This window comes from Variovorax stachyos (assembly GCF_051400855.1).
Lineage (GTDB): Bacteria > Pseudomonadota > Gammaproteobacteria > Burkholderiales > Burkholderiaceae_C > Variovorax.
In genome coordinates this window covers 175330-191232 of record NZ_JBLFFN010000005.1, presented here as the reverse complement: position 1 = coordinate 191232, position 15903 = coordinate 175330, and the positions used below count along the sequence as shown (strand labels likewise).

Genomic DNA, 15903 nt, shown 5'->3' with positions numbered 1-15903 from the left:
CGGCTCGCACTAAGGGCTTTTCCTACCGCACGCGAATGCGGCGAAGCCTAAGCTGACTTTCCCTTAAGAAACGTAACGTGATTGAGGAGGCATCGTGAAGCACTTCGTCCTCGACCCTCATATGTGCTCAACCTTCGGGGGCGCGTTCTACCCGACCGGCTATTCGATGGTGATGTTCCCGAACGCCGAAGACGCCAACCGGGTCGGGCACCAGTTGATCGACCGGGGCTTCAGCGGCGACGAGATCTACCTGATCCCGCCCAAGACGATGCTCTCCCAGATCTCACCGACCGTCCGGGATGATGCCGACAGTCCTCTGCCGTCGGCAGGCACCGACGGGGCAACCGTGAGGGTCTACACCAAGCTGGCGCGCGAAGGCCAGACGGGCCTGCTGGTCAAGACCGAGAACCGGGCCGCAGCCGAACGCCTGATGGAGGTGGTCCGCACCGTGACCTACTCGGTGGCCGAGCGCTACTGCCGGCTGGTGATCGAAGACCTCTGAACGGGCCGCTGGGGCCCGTCGACAAGCCTAGGCCGGAGCCGCCCGGCTGAGTACGGCGCGCGCCATCGACTGCGCGAGTTCCTCCTCGCCCAGGAAGACGGTGGTCTCGACCTCCTGGGTCAGCAGCCGCGCCTCATCCTCGTTGTGGCTACGGATCACGGTCTGGATCGCCGGATTGAGCGTGCGCGAGGCCTCGATCATCTGCCGGACATTGATGGCATCCGCGGTCGCGACCACCAGCACGCGCGCCCGCGCAATATGTGCCTGGATCAGCACCGCAGGATCGGCCGCATCGCCCCACACCGCTGCCCTGCCCTCGGCGCGCAGCTTCTCGACCAGCTCGCGGTTCTGCTCGACGACCACGAAGGGAAGATCGTGGGCCGCCAGTTCCGCCGCGATGCGCCGGCCCACCCGGCCGTAGCCGACCAGCACCACCTGGCGCGAGAGGTACTTCGCCTCGGTGCTCATCGGCAACTCGGCCAATGGGTCGTCGCGCTCGGCGAGCCCGCGCGCAAGGCGCGAATGCGCGTGCAGCCACTTCTGCAAGGGCCCGATGAGACCGAACCACAGCGGATTGGTCGCGATGGAGATCAGGGCGCCCGCCAGCAGCAGGCTCTGGCCTTCTTTGGGGAGCAAGCCCAGCGACACGCCCAGCGCCGCCAGGATGAAGGAGAACTCGCCGATCTGCGCCAGGCTCGCGCTGACCGTCAGCGCCGTGCCGAGCGGGTAGCGAAGGAGCAGCACCAGCACGCAGGCGGCGACCGACTTGCCCACCACGATCACCAGCACCACGGCCAGCACATGCAGCGGGCGCTCGATCAGCACCGAGGGGTCGAACAGCATGCCGACGGAGACGAAGAACAGCACCGCGAACGCATCGCGCAGCGGCAGCGATTCCTGCGCCGCCCGATGGCTGAACTCGGACTCGCGCATCACCATGCCGGCGAAAAAGGCCCCGAGCGCGAAAGACACGCCGAACAGGGCCGCCGAGGCGAAGGCGATGCTCACCGCGGCGGCCACAACGCACAGGGTGAACAGCTCGCGCGAGCCGGTGCGCGTGACCTGCCACAAGAGCCAGGGAAAGACCCGCCGCCCCACCACCAGCATCAGGAACACGAAGCCGCCGACCTGCAGCACCGTGAGCCCCAGTGTCTGCCAGAGCGGCGCCGCGTCCGGGCGCGCCGCGTCGCTGCCCAGCGCCGCGCCCAGCGGCGGCAGCAGCACCAGCACCAGCACCATCGCGAGGTCTTCCACGACGAGCCAGCCCACTGCGATGCGACCGGTGAAGGAATCGAGCAGCCCCAGGCTTTCGAGCGCCCGCAGCAGCACCACCGTGCTCGCCACCGACAGCGCCAGCCCGAAGACCAGCGCGCCGCCCAGGCTCCAGCCCCACCAGCTCGCGAGCGCCCCGCCCAGCAGCGTGGCCACCGCCATCTGCACCAGCGCGCCGGGCAGCGCGATCTTGCGCACAGCGAGCAGGTCATCGAGCGAGAAATGCAGGCCGACGCCGAACATCAGCAGCATTACCCCGATTTCAGCCAGCTGCGCGGCAATGCTCGCGTCGGCCACGAAGCCGGGCGTGAAGGGGCCGATGATCACGCCCGCCAGCAGATAGCCCACCAACGCCGGCAAACGCAGCCGTGCCGCCAGGAAGCCGAGGATCAGGGCCAGGCCCAGGCCGGCCGCGACGGTATTGATCAGGGAAACGCTGTGGGGCATTGCCTTGCATTGTGCAAGAGCGAGGCCAAAGGCCCGGTCAATGCCCCGCCATGGCGCAGCCAACAGCGAAGCACGTGCGACCCGCGCCAGAAAAAAGACCCGCCGAGGCGGGTCTTCTCAGCGGGCGCGGGGCGCGGCCTCAGTGCATGTGCAGGCCACCGTTGACCGAGAAGTCGGCCCCGGTCGAATAACCACCCTCGTCGGTTGCGAGCCACGCGATGATCGACGCGATCTCGCTGGGTTCGCCGAGCCGCTTGACCGGAATGGTGGCGATGATCTTGTCGAGCACTTCCTGCCGGATGGCGCGGACCATGTCGGTGCCGATGTAGCCCGGGCTCACCGTGTTCACCGTCACGCCCTTGGCCGCCAGCTCCTGCGCCAGTGCCATCGTGAAGCCGTGCATGCCGGCCTTGGCAGCCGAGTAGTTGGTCTGGCCGGCCTGGCCCTTGGCACCGTTGACCGAGCTGATGTTGATGATGCGGCCCCAGCCCTTCTCGACCATGTCGCCCACTACCTGCTTGGTGACATTGAACATGCTGTTGAGGTTGGTTTCGATCACCGCGCTCCAGTCCTCGGGCGTCATCTTCAGGAACATGCGGTCGCGCGTGATGCCGGCGTTGTTGACCAGCACGTCGATGCTGCCATGCTCGGCCTTGGCCTTGGTGAAGGCCTCGACCGTCGACTGCCAGTCGCCGACATTGCCGACTGATGCATGAAAGTCGAAGCCCAGCGCCTTCTGCTCCGACAGCCATTTGGCGTGGTCGCGCGTGGGGCCGCAGCCGGCAATGACATTGAACCCGTCCTTGTACAGGCGCTGGCAAATGGCCGTGCCAATGCCCCCCATGCCGCCGGTGACGTATGCAACTTTCTTGCTCATAATTTTTCCCTCGATGTTGATGCGCCTGAACAGGCGCGGTTCACTGTAGCCAAGTTTTCCACGGGGTCCGGCTCAGGAAAACACTGACCCCTCAATGCAACGGGGTGTCACAACCCTTTGCTACGGTTCCTATCTGAAAAGGCAGGCTGCCATGAAACTCGTGACCTGGAACACCCAATGGTGCCGCGGACTCGATGGCGTGGTGAGTACCAAACGTATCGTCGAAGGCGCGCGCGCGATGGCCGACTTCGATGTGCTGTGCCTGCAGGAAATCGCTTCCGGCTACGAACGCATGCCGGGCGCCCCGGGCGACCAGTCGGCGGAGCTGGGCGCGCTGCTGCCGGGCTTCAGGCTCTTCTTCGGCGCCGCGGTCGAGGAGTTCGACGGCCAAGGCCGCCGGCAGCGCTTCGGCAACCTGATTGCCACGCGTCTGCCGGTGTCGTTGGTCCGGCACCATCCCCTGCCCTGGCCGCCCGACCCGACCGTGAGCAGCATGCCGCGCATGTGCACGGTCGTGACCCTGGCCAGCCCCGAACTGGGCACCGTGCGCGTGATGACCACGCACCTCGAGTACTACTCATCCGTACAGCGGCGCGCGCAGGCCCAGGCTCTGCGCGCCCTGCACATCGAGGCCTGCCAGCAGGCCGCGGCACCGCCTGCCGCGGCGTTCGACGACTCGCCTTTCCAGCCCAAGCCCCACACCCAGCACGCCATCCTCTGCGGCGACTTCAACATGGAGGTCAGCGACCCGGCTCATGCCGAGATCCAGGCGCCGTTCACCGCCCCCGCCCTGCCGGCCGGCGGCGTGCCCGACAGGCGTCTCCAGGACGCCTGGCCGCTCGCGCATCCCGAGCGGCCGCACGACCCCACCTTCAAGCTTTTCGACGAGACCTACGGCAAGGACCCGGCCGCGTTCGACTTCGTGTTCGTCAGCGACACGCTGGCACCCCGCGTGCGGCGCATGGAGGTCGATCTCCAAACGCGCGCTTCGGACCACCAGCCCATGCTGATCGAGTTCGGCGACTGACAAGCCGCGGACGAACGTGCCGCACGCTATTCCGCCTGCACCCCGGCAGCGCGGATCACCTTCCCCCACTTGGCGACCTCGGCGGCGAGATGGCTGCGCAGGGCTTCCGGCGTCACCTTGTCCATCGGCACGATCTCGGAGCTGAGGTCCGCCAGGCGCTGCTTGACCGTCTCGTCCTGCAGAGCCGCACGCAGGGCCGCGTTGAGTTTCTCGGTCACTGCGGCGGGCGTGCCCTTCGGCGCGTAGACGCCATGCCACACGCGCACGTCGAAACCCTTGAGCCCTTGCTCGTCGAGCGTCGGGATGTTGGGCATGCTCGAGAGCCGCTTGGGCGTGGTCACGCCGAAGACCTTGACGCGGCTGCCCTCCTTGATGACCGGCGCGGTCTGCGTCGTCTGGTCGCACAGCAGGTCCACCTGCCCTCCCATCAGGTCGTTGAGCGCCGGCCCCGCCCCCTTGTAGGGCACGTTCGTGAGCTCGACGCCGACCTGGCTCGTGAACAACAGGCCGCACAGCTGCGACACCGCGCCCACCCCGGCGTTGGCCATCGAGACCTTGTCCTTGTTGGCCTTGATATGGCTCAGCAGCTCCTGGAAGTTGTTGGCCGGGAAGTCCTTGCGCGACAGCAGCGTCATCGGCACGTCCATCACCTGCCCGATGTACTCGAAGTCCTTGAGCGGGTCGTAAGGCAGCTTCTTGTAGAGCGCCGGCGCGGTGGCCATGCCCATGTGGTGGATCAGGATGGTGTAGCCGTTGGGCTGCGCCTTGGCAACGCGCGCCGGTGCGATGGTGCCGCCCGCGCCCACCGTGTTCTCGACCACCACGGTCTGGCCCAGCGACTTGCCCATGGGGATCGCGAGCATGCGCGCCACCACGTCGGTGGGGCCGCCGGCCGAATAGGGCACCACCAGCGTGACGGGCTTCTCGGGCCAGGCGGCCTGCGCCGCCGCGGGTGCCTGCACGGCCAGCGATGCAGCGAACATCGAGGCCGAGACCGAAAGCAGAATCCTGGTCTTCATTTTCATGTGGGTTGTCTCCTGGGTGGATGGGAATGAGTGGAGCCGGAGGAACTCAGCCGGCTCCCTGTGTCTCGAGCGCGAGCAGCCGCTGAGCGAGCCGCAGCACCGGCGCATCGACCATGCGTCCATCGAGATTGATCGCCCCGCCCCCCGCAGCGCGCATCGCCGCGTCGACGCGCCGCGCCCAGGCCAGTTGCTCGGCGCTCGGCGCGAAGGCGGCCTGCACGGGTGCCACCTGCTCGGGGTGGATGCAGAGCTTGGCGCCGAAGCCGCCGCGGCGGGCGCGCGCCGCCTCGGCGGCCAGTCGCTGCGTGTCGCGCCAATCCGGGGTTACGCCGTCGATCGGGGAGGCGATGCCCGCGCGGCGCGAAGCCAGCACCAGCGCCAGCCGCACCGGGACCAGCTCGGTCTCGTCGGCCTCGCAGGCCAGGCCCAGGTCGGCCTGGAAATCGAGATGGCCGAAGGCCAGGCGCAGCACCTGCGGGGCGGGGGCGAGTTCGTCGAGCGCTGCCAGGCCTGCGGCCGATTCGATCAGCGGAATCAGCACGGCCTGCGATCCCGCGGCCGCTGCGAGGCGCGAGAGCTGCTCCGCTCGCTCGGCCTTGGGCAGCACGACGCCCGCCAGCCCCTGTCGCGCCAGGCGTGCAGCCAGCGCCACGTCGTGGTCGTGCCATGGCGTGCCGTGCGGATTCACGCGCACGAGCAAGCGGCTGCGTTCGGCGGCGCCCAGCGCCGCATGCGCCTCGGCCAGGGCATCGCGTGCTGCCGGCTTGCGATCGGGCGCCACGGCATCCTCCAGGTCGACGATCACCGCGCCGGCGCCCGAGCCCAGGGCGCGTGCGTAGCGCTCCGGCCGGTCGGCCGGCACGAAAAGGAAGGTGCGCGCCAAGGCCAGCGCGTTCGGCTCACTCATGACGCACGCCCAGCAACAAGCCGACGGCAGGCGCGCGCGCAACATGCCAGAGCCGCTCCACGGCCGCCTGCATATCGTCCTCGCTCGCACCGCCGCTGAAGGCAGCGAGGCGCAGGGCCTTGGCGCCGATCTCCTCTCGGCTGAGCGTGTTGCCGGGGTCGCCCTTGGGCTCGTCGACGCGCCCTTGCAGCACTCGGCCGTCGCGCGTGTGCACCGTGACCTTGCCGATCCAGCGCTTCGGATAGGCGGCGTCCACCTCGGCGTCGAGTTCCATCCGCACGCGGTCGCGCAGACCTCGCGTTTCGGCATCGCGGAAATGCGCATCGAATTCGGCAAGGCCGGCTTGGCCGAAGCGCGCCGCCAGCGCGAGCACCGTGCCCATCGAGAACTTCGACTGGTGCACCGTGGCCGGATCGACCACCGGCCCCAGCACGTCGATGGCGCCCTGGTGCACATGCGTGATCACCTGGCCCAGGTCCTCCGCACGCAGATGGTGGTCGCGCATCACCGCCAGCAGCGCATCGGCCGCCGGGTGCGTATGACGGCACGAGGCGTGGTACTTGAAGGAGGTTTCCGCCAGCGCCCAGCGCGTGCCGAGGCCGTCGATCAGCCGCTGCGGGTCGGCGTCCTGCGACATGCCCGCGGCCATGCCCTGCGGACCCTCGAGGATCTGCTGCGCGCCGGTGAAGCCATCGCGCGCCAGCGTCGCGGCCATGAGTCCCGCGGCGGCCGCATGTGCCGTGTGCAGTTGCTTGGAATCGGCCGCGGTGCGCAGGAACTCCCAGAGCCCTGCAGACTGGGTGCCGGCCGAGCCGAAGGCATGCTGCATGCGTGCGGCATCGAGCCCCAGCAGATGCCCGGCGGTCGCCGCCGCCGCAAGCGTGCCGGCCGTGCCGGTGGTGTGGAACACCTTGTAGTGCGAGCGGCCGAGGAATTCGCCCACGCGGATGCCGACCTCGTAACCCGCGACCGCGGCCGCCAGCAAACGCTCGCCGCTCGCGCCCAGTGCCTGCGCCAAGGCCAGCGCGACCGGGAACACCACCGTCGCAGGATGGAAGACCGAACCGTTGTGCACATCATCCTGCTCGGCCACATGCGAGGCCGCTGCGTTGACCAAGGCCGCGAAGTAAGGGCTGCTGCTCGTGCGGCCCACCAGCACTTCGCTGGGGCCGGTGGCGGGCCCCATCTCGCGCGCGAAGGCGGCGATGGTCTCGACCGGCCGCGCGCCATGCCCGGCGATGGCCGAGCCGAACCAGTCGACCAGCAGGTCCTCCGCACGGCGCACGACCGGCGCCGGGATATCGACGAAGCGAAGGCCTGCGGCAAAACGCGCGAGGGTTTCGGTGGGTGAGGTCATGACCGCCATTTCAGATCGCCTCCGCCGCACGCAGCGCGTCGATGTCGGCCTCGCTGCGTCCGAGCGAGCGCAGGATGGCTTCGGTATGCGCGCCGACTGCCGGAATCGCATCCATGCGGTAGTCGAAAGCGCTCTGCCGGCCCGGCGGCAGCAAGGCCGGGATGGCGCCGGCCGGCGACTCGACTTCGCGCCAGCACCCGCGCGCCTTCAGCTGCGGATGCGCCCAGAGGCCCGCCATGTCGTTCATCCGCGCATTGGCGATCTGCGCCGCGTCGAGCCGCTCGAGCAGCTGCGGCGTGTCCAGTGCGGCGAAGGTCTCGAGGATGATGGCCCGCAACGCCTCGCGGTTGGCATTGCGCCTGGCATTCGCGTCGAAGCGCGGATCGGCCGCGAGCTGCGGCTGCAGCAGCACGCGCTCGCAGAACTGCTTCCATTCGCGCTCGTTCTGCAGGCCCAGCATCACGGTGCCGCCGTCGCCCGTGGCGAAGGGACCGTACGGATAGATGGTCGCGTGCGAGGCCGCACTGCGCGGCGGCGGCGGCGCGCCTTCGTAGGCGTAGTACATCGGATAGCCCATCCACTCGGCCAGCGACTCCAGCATCGACACGTCGATGTGCGAGCCCTTGCCCGTCTTGCCCCGCTGCAGCAGGGCCGCGAGGATGCCGGTGTAGGCGTACATGCCGGCCGCAATGTCGGCGATCGAGTTGCCCGCCTTGCAGGGCGCCTCCGCCGTGCCGGTGACCGACAGGAAGCCGGCCTCGCTCTGGATGAGCAGGTCGTAGGCCTTCTTGTCGCGATAGGGACCATCCTCGCCGTAGCCCGAGATGTCGCACACGATCAGCGTGGGATGCCTCGCCATCAGCGCCTCGGCGCCCAGCCCCATGCGCGCCGCGGCGCCGGGCGCGAGGTTCTGCACCAGCACGTCTGCCCCGGCGACCAGCTCCTGCAGCACGGCCTGCGCCGCCTCCTGCTTGAGGTCCAGCGCAAGGCTTTCCTTCGACCGGTTGACCCACACGAAATGCGAGGCCTCGCCGCCCACGCGCTGGTCGTAGGCGCGGGCGAAGTCGCCGCCGCCCGGCCGCTCGACCTTGATCACGCGCGCGCCCAGGTCGGCCAGCTGGCGGGTGCAGAAAGGTGCGGCGATCGCGTGTTCCAGCGAAACGACGGTGATGCCATCCAGCGGTCGTGTCATGACGCAGCCCTTCAGAACGAACGCGGCAAGCCCAACACGTGCTCGGCGACGTAGGAGTAAATGAGATTGGTCGAGATCGGCGCCACCTGGTAGAGGCGCGTCTCGCGGAACTTGCGCTCCACGTCGTATTCGCAGGCGAAGCCGAAGCCGCCATGGGTCTGCAGGCAGGTGTTGGCCGCCTCCCACGAGGCCTTTGCCGCCAGGTACTTCGCCATGTTGGCCTCCGCGCCGCAAGGCTGGCCCGCGTCGAACAGCGCGCAAGCCTTGAAGCGCATGAGGTTGGCGGCCTCGGCCTCGATGTAGTCCGCGGCAATGGGGAACTGGATGCCCTGGTTCTGCCCGATGGCGCGGCCGAACACCTGCCGGTCGCTCGCGTAGCGGCGTGCGCGCTCGATGAACCACCAGGCGTCGCCGATGCATTCGGCCGCAATCAGCGTGCGCTCGGCGTTGAGGCCGTCGAGGATGTACTTGAAGCCCTTGCCTTCCTCGCCGATCAGGTTTTCCGCGGGAATCTCGAGGTTGTCGAAGAAGACCTCGTTGGTCTCGTGATTGACCATGTTGAGGATCGGGCGCACGACCATGGCCCCCACGCTCGGCACTGGCGTGTCCTCGCTGCCCCCCGAGGGGGCTTTCGCGCCTTGGGGCGGCCCGGCGGCGCTCATCCCGTTGCCTATCGCCTGCTTCAGGTCGACGATGAAGATCGACATGCCTTCCGACTTCTTCTTCACCTCCGCGAGCGGCGTGGTGCGCGCCAGCAGGATCATCAAATCGGAGTGCTGGATGCGCGAGATCCAGACCTTCTGCCCGTTGACCACGTAGCGGTCGCCCTTTTTCAGCGCGGTGGTCTTGAGCTGCGTCGTGTCGGTGCCGGTGGTAGGCTCGGTCACGGCCATGGTCTGCAGGCGCAGTTCGCCGGTGGCGATCTTCGGCAGGTACTGGCGCTTCTGCGCCTCGCTGCCGTGCCGCAGCAAGGTGCCCATGTTGTACATCTGGCCATGGCAGGAGCCGGCATTGCCGCCCGAGAAATTGACCTCTTCCATGATCACCGAGGCCTCGGCCAAACCAAGGCCGGAGCCGCCGTAGTCCGCGGGGATGAGCGCGGCCAGCCAGCCGGCTTCCGTCAGCGCGTTCACGAAGGCCTCGGGGTAGCCGCGCTCATGGTCGACCTTCTGCCAGTAGGCGGAGTCGAAGCGGCCGCACAGGTCGCGCAGGGCTTCGCGCATTTCCTGGTGCGCGTCGGGGATGGGGATCTGGGTCTTCATGAGTGTTTCAGGCAAGGGTGGCGCTGGCCTGCATCGCAAGCCAGCCGTCGGCGTCTTCGGCCCACAGGCTGAAGCGCTTGTCGTCGGCCTCGGGCCGTCCGCGAAGGCGCAGCGGCGTGCTGTCGAAGACGGGCCGCAGCGCGCGGAACTCGAAGCGCGCGAGCGAAGCACCGGGCTTCTCGCGCCGCAGCAGGTCGACCAGCAGCGTGGCGATCAGCGGGCCGTGCACGATCAAGCCGGGGTAGCCCTCGACCTCCGTCACGTAGCGGCGGTCGTAGTGGATGCGATGGCCGTTGAAGGTCAGCGCCGAGTAGCGGAACAGCAGCACGTCGTCGGGTGTGAGCTCGCGGCTGAAGGCGGCGTCCTTCGGCGCCGGCGTGGGGGTCGCCGGAGCTTCTCCTGGCGCCGCTGCAGCGCGGTACACGATGTCGTGCTCCTCCGTCAGCGCCAGGCCGCGCGCATTGTGGATCTCGTGCCGCACCAGGACGAAGACCAGCTCGCCGCTGCGGCCCGTCTTGTGCGAGACCGAGGCGATGGTCGATGTGCGCTCCACCGCATCGCCCACCACCAGCGGATTGCCAGCCTCCCAGCCCAGGCGGCCACCGGCCCACATGCGGCGCGGCAGCGGCACCGGCGGCAGGAAGCCGCCTCGCTTTGCATGGCCATCGGGGCCGATCTCCGACTGCCGGTGATGCGGGAGGAAGTAGAGCCAGTGCCAGAGCTCGGGCAGCCGCGTGCCCGGCGCCGGCGCCGGGTCTTCGCGGTCCAGCGTGGCCGAGAGCGCGCGCACCGGAGCGGCCGTGATCTCGTCGGCCAGCGTTTCGCTTCGGCCTTGCCAGGCCTGCAGCCCGGCCAGTGCCTCGGCGTCGATCGCGGGAGAGGCCGGAGAAGCGGGGGAAGCTCGGGAAGGGCTCGTGGGCTGCGTCATCCCCGCATGGTGGCCATGGCGCCGACCGCGCGCAATCTGCGATTTCGAGACCGAGCCTTCGGTTATTTCGAAGGCTTGCTAGGATGGCGCATGCATTTCGACCTGACCGATCTGCGCCTCTTCGTTGCCGCGGCCGAGCTCGGCAGCCTCACGCGGGCAGCCGAGCGCCAGCACCTGTCGCTGGCCGCGGCGAGTGCGCGCATCAAGGCGCTGGAGGCGCAATCGGGCCTGGCGCTGCTGGCGCGCGAGGCCCGCGGCGTGCGCCTGCTGCCGCCGGGCGAGGCCTTCCTCCACCACGCGCGGCTGGTGCTGCACCAGGCCAGCCAGCTCGGCGCCGAGCTCAAGGAGTACGGCGGCGGCCTGCGCGGCCATCTGCGGGTGTTCGCCAACACCACGGCGGTGAGCGACTTCCTGCCCGAAATCCTGCCCGGCTTCCTGGCGCGCCATCCGCGCATCAACATCGACCTTCAGGAAAAACCGAACGCACAGATCCCGCACGGCGTGCTCGATGGCCGCGCCGACATCGGCATCGTCGCCGGCCGCATCGATACGCTCGGCCTCGAGGCGATCCACTTCAGCACCGACCGGCTGGTGCTCGTGACCTCGCGCAAGCACCGCTTCGCCCGGCGCCGCCGCATCGCCTTCGCCGAGACGCTGGACGAAGACGCGGTCGGCATGCAGGCGGGCAGCACGCTGCATGCGTTCCTGGCGCAGATCACCGAAAGCCTCGGCAAGAGCCAGAAGCTGCGCATCCAGCTCGGGGGTTTCGACGCCATGTGCCGCATGATCGGGAGCGGCGTCGGCATCGGCGTAGTGCCGGAGTCGGCCGCGCGCCGCAATCTCGAGAGCATGAAGCTGGCGCTGATCGAGCTCAGCGATCCGTGGAGCGTGCGCGAGCGCTACCTGCTGGTGCGCGATCGCGCGGCGCTGCCGACCTATGCGCGGGCGCTGGTCGACACGCTGTGCGCGCACTACGCTGAGCAGGACGTGCGCTCGGGTTGAAAAGCAAAAAAAAGCGCCGCGTATCGACGCGGCGCTTTCACGAACAGCAGGACGTCTCAGCGCTCGATGGTGAGCGCGACCCCCATGCCGCCGCCGATGCACAGCGAAGCGATGCCCTTCTTCGCGTTCTGGCGCTGCATCTCGTGCAGCAGCGTCACCAGGATGCGGCAGCCGGAGGCACCGATCGGATGACCGATCGCGATGGCGCCGCCATTCACGTTGACCTTGTTGGTGTCCCAGCCCATCTCGCGGTTGACGGCGCAGGCCTGCGCGGCAAAGGCCTCGTTGATCTCGAGCACATCGAGGTCCTGCGGCTTCCAGCCGGCGCGCTGCAGCGCCTTCTGCGAAGCCGGCACCGGGCCCATGCCCATGAAGGCCGGGTCGAGGCCGGTACTGGCGTAGCTGGCAATGCGGCCCAGGGGCTTCAGGCCCAGCGCGGCGGCCTTCTTGGCTGTCATCACCAGCACGGCGGCGGCGCCGTCATTGAGGCCGGAGGCATTGCCCGCGGTCACGCCGCCGTTCTTGTCGAAGGCGGGACGCAGGCCGGCCAGCCCTTCGGCGCTGGTCTTGCGGTTGATGAACTCGTCCTGGGCAAAGACGACCGGGTCGCCCTTCTTCTGCGGAATGTTGACGGCGACGATCTCGTCCTTGAACTTGCCGGCGTCCTGCGCCGCCGCGGCCTTGGTCTGGCTGGCGAGCGCGAGCTCGTCCTGCGCGGCGCGGCTGATGTCGTACTTCTTGGCCACGTTCTCGGCCGTGATGCCCATGTGGTACTGGTTGTACACGTCCCACAGGCCATCGACGATCATCGAGTCGACCAGCTTCCAGTCACCCATGCGCTGGCCGTTGCGCGAGTTGGGCAGCACGTGCGGCGCAAGGCTCATGCTCTCCTGCCCGCCGGCCACCACAATCTCGCTGTCGCCGGTGGCCACGGCCTGCGCGGCCAGCATCACCGCCTTCAGGCCCGAGCCGCACACCGCATTGATGGTGAGCGCCGGCGTTTCCTTGGCGATGCCGCTCTTCAGCAGCGCCTGGCGCGCCGGGTTCTGCCCGCTGCCTGCGGTGAGCACCTGGCCCATGATGACCTCGCCGATCTGGTCGGGGCCGATCTTCGCGCGCTCGAGCACTTCCTTGATCACGATCGAGCCGAGCTCGGTGGCCGCGATGTTGGCCAGCGATCCGCCGAACTTGCCCACGGCCGTGCGTGCGGCCGAAACGATGACGATGTCTTCCATGGTGTGTGCTCTCCGAGGCTGCGATTGAAAAAGGGAAAGTGGGAACGAACAACGAAAGTCAGGCTCGCGCCTTGACGTAGCGGCCGGGCGCGGGCTCGATCGCCTTGTAGGCGCTGCCCTTGCCGTAGGCCTTGGGGGCAGGGATCTGCTTGCCCGAGTGCGTCTTGAGCCAGTCGGACCAGTCGGTCCACCAGCTGCCAGGGTGCTCGACGGCGGCGGCCAGCCATTCGGCCTGGGTCTTCGGCAACTTGCCGTCGGCACGAAGCCAGTAGCTGCGCTTCTTCTTGGCCGGGGGGTTGATCACGCCGGCGATGTGGCCCGAGGCTCCCATGACGAAGCGCTTCTTGCCCTTGAGCAGTTGCGTCGACGCGTAGGCGCCGCCGATGGGCACGATGTGGTCCTCGCGCGAGCCGTAGATGTAGACCGGGGCCTCGATGCGCCCGAGGTCGACCTGCTCGCCGGCCACCGTCAGCGCGCCGGGCTGCGCGAGCTTGTTCTCGTGGTAGGTGTTGCGCAGGTACCAGCAGTACCAGGGCCCGGGCAGGTTGGTGGCGTCGCTGTTCCAGTAGAGCAGGTCGAAGGGCGGCGGGGTCTCTCCCTTCAGGTAGTTGCCGACGACGTAGTTCCACACCAGGTCGTTGGGCCGCAGGAAGCTGAAGGTGGACGCCAGCTCGCTGCCCGGCAGCAGCCCGCCCGAGGCCAGCTGCATCTCGCGCAAGCGCACGAAGCCCTCGTCGATGAAGATGTCGAGGACGCCGGTGTCGCTGAAGTCGAGCAGCGTGGTGAGCAGCGTCACCGAAGACGCGGGCTGCTCGCCGCGCGCTGCCAGCACTGCCAGCGCAGTAGCGAGGATGGTGCCACCGACGCAGAAGCCCAGCGTGTCGATCTGCCCGCCCTTCTTGTCCTGGCCGCTGATCTCGCGCGTGACCTGGATCGCCTTGATGGCGGCGTCCTCGATGTAGTCGTCCCAGGTGGTCTGGGTCATCGAGGCATCGGGATTGCGCCAGCTCACCACGAACACGCGATGGCCTTGCTCTACCGCGTAGCGGATCAGCGAATTCTCGGGCTGGAGATCGAGGATGTAGAACTTGTTGATGCAGGGCGGCACCAGCAGCAAAGGCCGCTCGTAGACCTTGGCCGTCAGCGGCTTGTACTCGAGCAGCTGGAACAGCTCGTTCTCGAAGACGACGGCGCCCTCGGTGGTGGCCACGTTGCGGCCGACCTCGAAGGCGCTCTCGTCGGTCATGCTCAGATGCCCCTGCCGCACGTCCTTCAGCAGGTTCTGGATGCCCTTGGCGATGCTCTCGCCCTGGGTTTCGAGCGCCCTCTTCTGGGCCTCTGCGTTGAAGGCGAGATAGTTGCTGGGCGCCCAGGCTGCCACCCACTGCTCGACCGCGAAGCGCAGGCGGGCGCGGGTCTTGGCGTCGGCCTCGACGGCTTCGGCCATGCCGAGCAGCGTGCGCGTGTTGAGCAGGTAGACGGCCGCCGAGAAGGCCGCCACCGGATTGCTGCCCCAGGCCTCGGCCGCGAAGCGCCGGTCGCCTCGCGCGCGCGCCGCCATGTCCTGGCGCCACAGCTCGGTGGCTTCTTCGACGTACTGCTTCTGCAGTTCCTGGAGCTTGGTGGGGGAAAAGGAGAACCGGGGCAGCTCCCAGGACGCGTCTGCGTCGGCCCCTTTGCCGAGCGACTGGAAGGACTCGAGAGCCTTCTCCCAACTCTGCGTCAACGCCTGCTGGAACGGAGCGAAAGCGGATTCGGCCGGGGCCTGTTGTTCTTGTCTCATGTCGTCTCCTGGTTCCTCACCTTGTCGCATCGGCTTTTGAGTATGCTGCATCCGGCAGGGCCCGGAAAGCAAAAGCCTGCCATACCTTCCTGAAAACCTTCCCTATGCACCTCGTCGTCATCGCCTGGCTGTATGTCACCCTGATGATGGCGGTGGCGGAGGCCACCAACACCAACGGCACGGTGCTCGGTGCGGTCTTCACCTTTCTACTCTATGGCTTGGCGCCGGTGGCACTGGTGGTTTACCTGATGGGCGCACCGGCACGCCGCAAGGCGATCCGTGCCCGCGAAGCAGCCGAGCGCGAGGCCGCCATCCAGGCAGGCAAGCCCTCAGCCGCGCCAGATGCAGGCGGCGAAACGGCCGCTGATGCGGTCCCGCCGGTGCGAGAAAAAAAGTAACGGATTGTTCACCGTGCACCAGGAGGCACTGCCGTCGTTGCCGTAGAGCTGCGTGACGCCTGCCGCCTGCAGCCGCTGCCGCGCCAGGCCGGCGAGATCCGCGAGCCACTTGCCGGGCGCCGCGGCGGGCTTGAAGCATTGCAGGGCCTGCGGCGCGGCCGATTCGAAGGCGGCCCGCACTTCGTCGCCGACCTCGAAGGCATCGGGCCCGATGCAGGGGCCGAGCCAGGCCATGAGCTCGTCCGGCCGGGCTTCGGTTGCGAAGGCGCCGACGGTCTCTTCCAGCACGCCTGCCGCCAGGCCGCGCCAGCCCGCATGCGCGGCCGCCACGCGGCAACCGCGGCCGTCGGTGAAGAGCACGGGCAGGCAGTCGGCAACCATGATGGTGCAAGCAATGCCGGCGACGGTGGCGGTGCAGGCATCGGCCACCAGGCCATCCGGCGTCTGGGAGTCCAGCGCCAGCAGCCGGGTCCCATGCACCTGCTGCAGGAAGATCGGGCGCGCCCCGACGGCATCGCGCAGCCGCGCGCGGTTGACGGCCACGTCAGCCGGCGCGTCGCCCACATGGTCGCCGAGGTTGAGGCTCCGATAGACACCGCCGGACACTCCGCCCTCGCGCGTGGTGCACAGCGCATGCACCCCGGCCGGCGCAGGCCAGTCGGGCACCAGCGCCTCGCCAAGCCCCATGC

General features: G+C 68.5%; 15 protein-coding genes. 4 read left to right on the top strand and 11 right to left on the bottom strand.

Annotated elements, in window-relative coordinates; translation table 11 throughout:
* Positions 1-94: 94 nt before the first annotated feature.
* Positions 95-502: a hypothetical protein gene (locus ACMGEZ_RS11350; RefSeq protein WP_436822368.1), complete on the top strand. Its 408-nt coding sequence runs from the start codon at positions 95-97 to the stop codon at positions 500-502.
* Positions 503-529: 27 nt separating this feature from the next.
* On the opposite strand, the gene ACMGEZ_RS11345 is transcribed toward ACMGEZ_RS11350, so the two are convergent.
* The gene (locus tag ACMGEZ_RS11345; protein ID WP_436822367.1) at positions 530-2221 is read right to left on the bottom strand and encodes a cation:proton antiporter domain-containing protein; all 1692 of its coding nucleotides are present in this window, start codon (positions 2219-2221) and stop codon (positions 530-532) included.
* 139 nt (positions 2222-2360) lie between these two features.
* Positions 2361-3098: an acetoacetyl-CoA reductase gene (gene phbB / locus ACMGEZ_RS11340; protein ID WP_436822366.1), complete on the bottom strand. Its 738-nt coding sequence runs from the start codon at positions 3096-3098 to the stop codon at positions 2361-2363.
* Between the two features lie 151 nt (positions 3099-3249).
* Here phbB and ACMGEZ_RS11335 point away from each other — a divergent pair, with 151 nt between their 5' ends.
* Positions 3250-4125 (top strand): endonuclease/exonuclease/phosphatase family protein, encoded by an 876-nt coding sequence (locus tag ACMGEZ_RS11335; RefSeq protein ID WP_436822365.1) that lies wholly within the window; start codon positions 3250-3252, stop codon positions 4123-4125.
* A 26-nt stretch (positions 4126-4151) separates the two neighbouring features.
* On the opposite strand, the gene ACMGEZ_RS11330 is transcribed toward ACMGEZ_RS11335, so the two are convergent.
* The 6 genes from ACMGEZ_RS11330 to ACMGEZ_RS11305 all read right to left on the bottom strand — a co-directional run bounded on the left by ACMGEZ_RS11330 (position 4152) and on the right by ACMGEZ_RS11305 (position 10796).
* On the bottom strand, positions 4152-5108 hold the full coding sequence (locus ACMGEZ_RS11330; protein WP_436822574.1) for a tripartite tricarboxylate transporter substrate-binding protein: 957 nt from the start codon (positions 5106-5108) through the stop codon (positions 4152-4154).
* Between the two features lie 88 nt (positions 5109-5196).
* Positions 5197-6057, bottom strand: a complete 861-nt coding sequence (locus ACMGEZ_RS11325) for an HpcH/HpaI aldolase/citrate lyase family protein (RefSeq protein ID WP_436822364.1) — start codon at positions 6055-6057, stop codon at positions 5197-5199.
* Complete coding sequence (locus tag ACMGEZ_RS11320) at positions 6050-7414, bottom strand: MmgE/PrpD family protein (RefSeq protein ID WP_436822363.1); 1365 nt, start codon at positions 7412-7414, stop codon at positions 6050-6052. Before ACMGEZ_RS11320 ends, ACMGEZ_RS11325 begins: the two co-directional genes overlap by 8 nt.
* 10 nt (positions 7415-7424) lie before the next feature.
* Complete coding sequence (locus ACMGEZ_RS11315) at positions 7425-8606, bottom strand: CaiB/BaiF CoA transferase family protein (protein WP_436822362.1); 1182 nt, start codon at positions 8604-8606, stop codon at positions 7425-7427.
* An 11-nt stretch (positions 8607-8617) separates the two neighbouring features.
* Positions 8618-9868 (bottom strand): acyl-CoA dehydrogenase family protein, encoded by a 1251-nt coding sequence (locus ACMGEZ_RS11310; protein WP_436822361.1) that lies wholly within the window; start codon positions 9866-9868, stop codon positions 8618-8620.
* A 7-nt stretch (positions 9869-9875) separates the two neighbouring features.
* On the bottom strand, positions 9876-10796 hold the full coding sequence (locus ACMGEZ_RS11305; protein ID WP_436822360.1) for an HTD2 family dehydratase: 921 nt from the start codon (positions 10794-10796) through the stop codon (positions 9876-9878).
* Between the two features lie 90 nt (positions 10797-10886).
* Between ACMGEZ_RS11305 and ACMGEZ_RS11300 the strand changes: the two genes are divergently transcribed.
* Positions 10887-11798 carry a LysR family transcriptional regulator gene (locus ACMGEZ_RS11300; protein WP_436822359.1) on the top strand — a complete coding sequence of 304 codons (912 nt, stop codon included), beginning with the start codon at positions 10887-10889 and terminating at the stop codon, positions 11796-11798.
* Positions 11799-11854: 56 nt separating this feature from the next.
* Here the strand turns inward: ACMGEZ_RS11300 and ACMGEZ_RS11295 are convergent, their stop codons facing one another.
* Together ACMGEZ_RS11295 and phaC are read right to left on the bottom strand one after the other, a co-directional pair.
* Positions 11855-13033 (bottom strand): acetyl-CoA C-acetyltransferase, encoded by a 1179-nt coding sequence (locus ACMGEZ_RS11295; RefSeq protein WP_436822358.1) that lies wholly within the window; start codon positions 13031-13033, stop codon positions 11855-11857.
* Between the two features lie 58 nt (positions 13034-13091).
* Complete coding sequence (gene phaC, locus ACMGEZ_RS11290; protein WP_436822357.1) at positions 13092-14816, bottom strand: class I poly(R)-hydroxyalkanoic acid synthase; 1725 nt, start codon at positions 14814-14816, stop codon at positions 13092-13094.
* Positions 14817-14920: 104 nt separating this feature from the next.
* Here phaC and ACMGEZ_RS11285 point away from each other — a divergent pair, with 104 nt between their 5' ends.
* A complete protein-coding gene (locus ACMGEZ_RS11285; protein WP_436822356.1) occupies positions 14921-15214 on the top strand; it encodes a hypothetical protein in 294 nt (97 codons plus the stop codon).
* Here ACMGEZ_RS11285 and pgeF read toward each other — a convergent pair.
* Positions 15146-15901, bottom strand: coding sequence for a peptidoglycan editing factor PgeF (gene pgeF / locus ACMGEZ_RS11280; protein WP_436822355.1), 756 nt, complete (start codon positions 15899-15901; stop codon positions 15146-15148). The two genes, ACMGEZ_RS11285 and pgeF, sit on opposite strands and share 69 nt — an antisense overlap.
* Between the last annotated feature and the right edge of the window lie 2 nt (positions 15902-15903).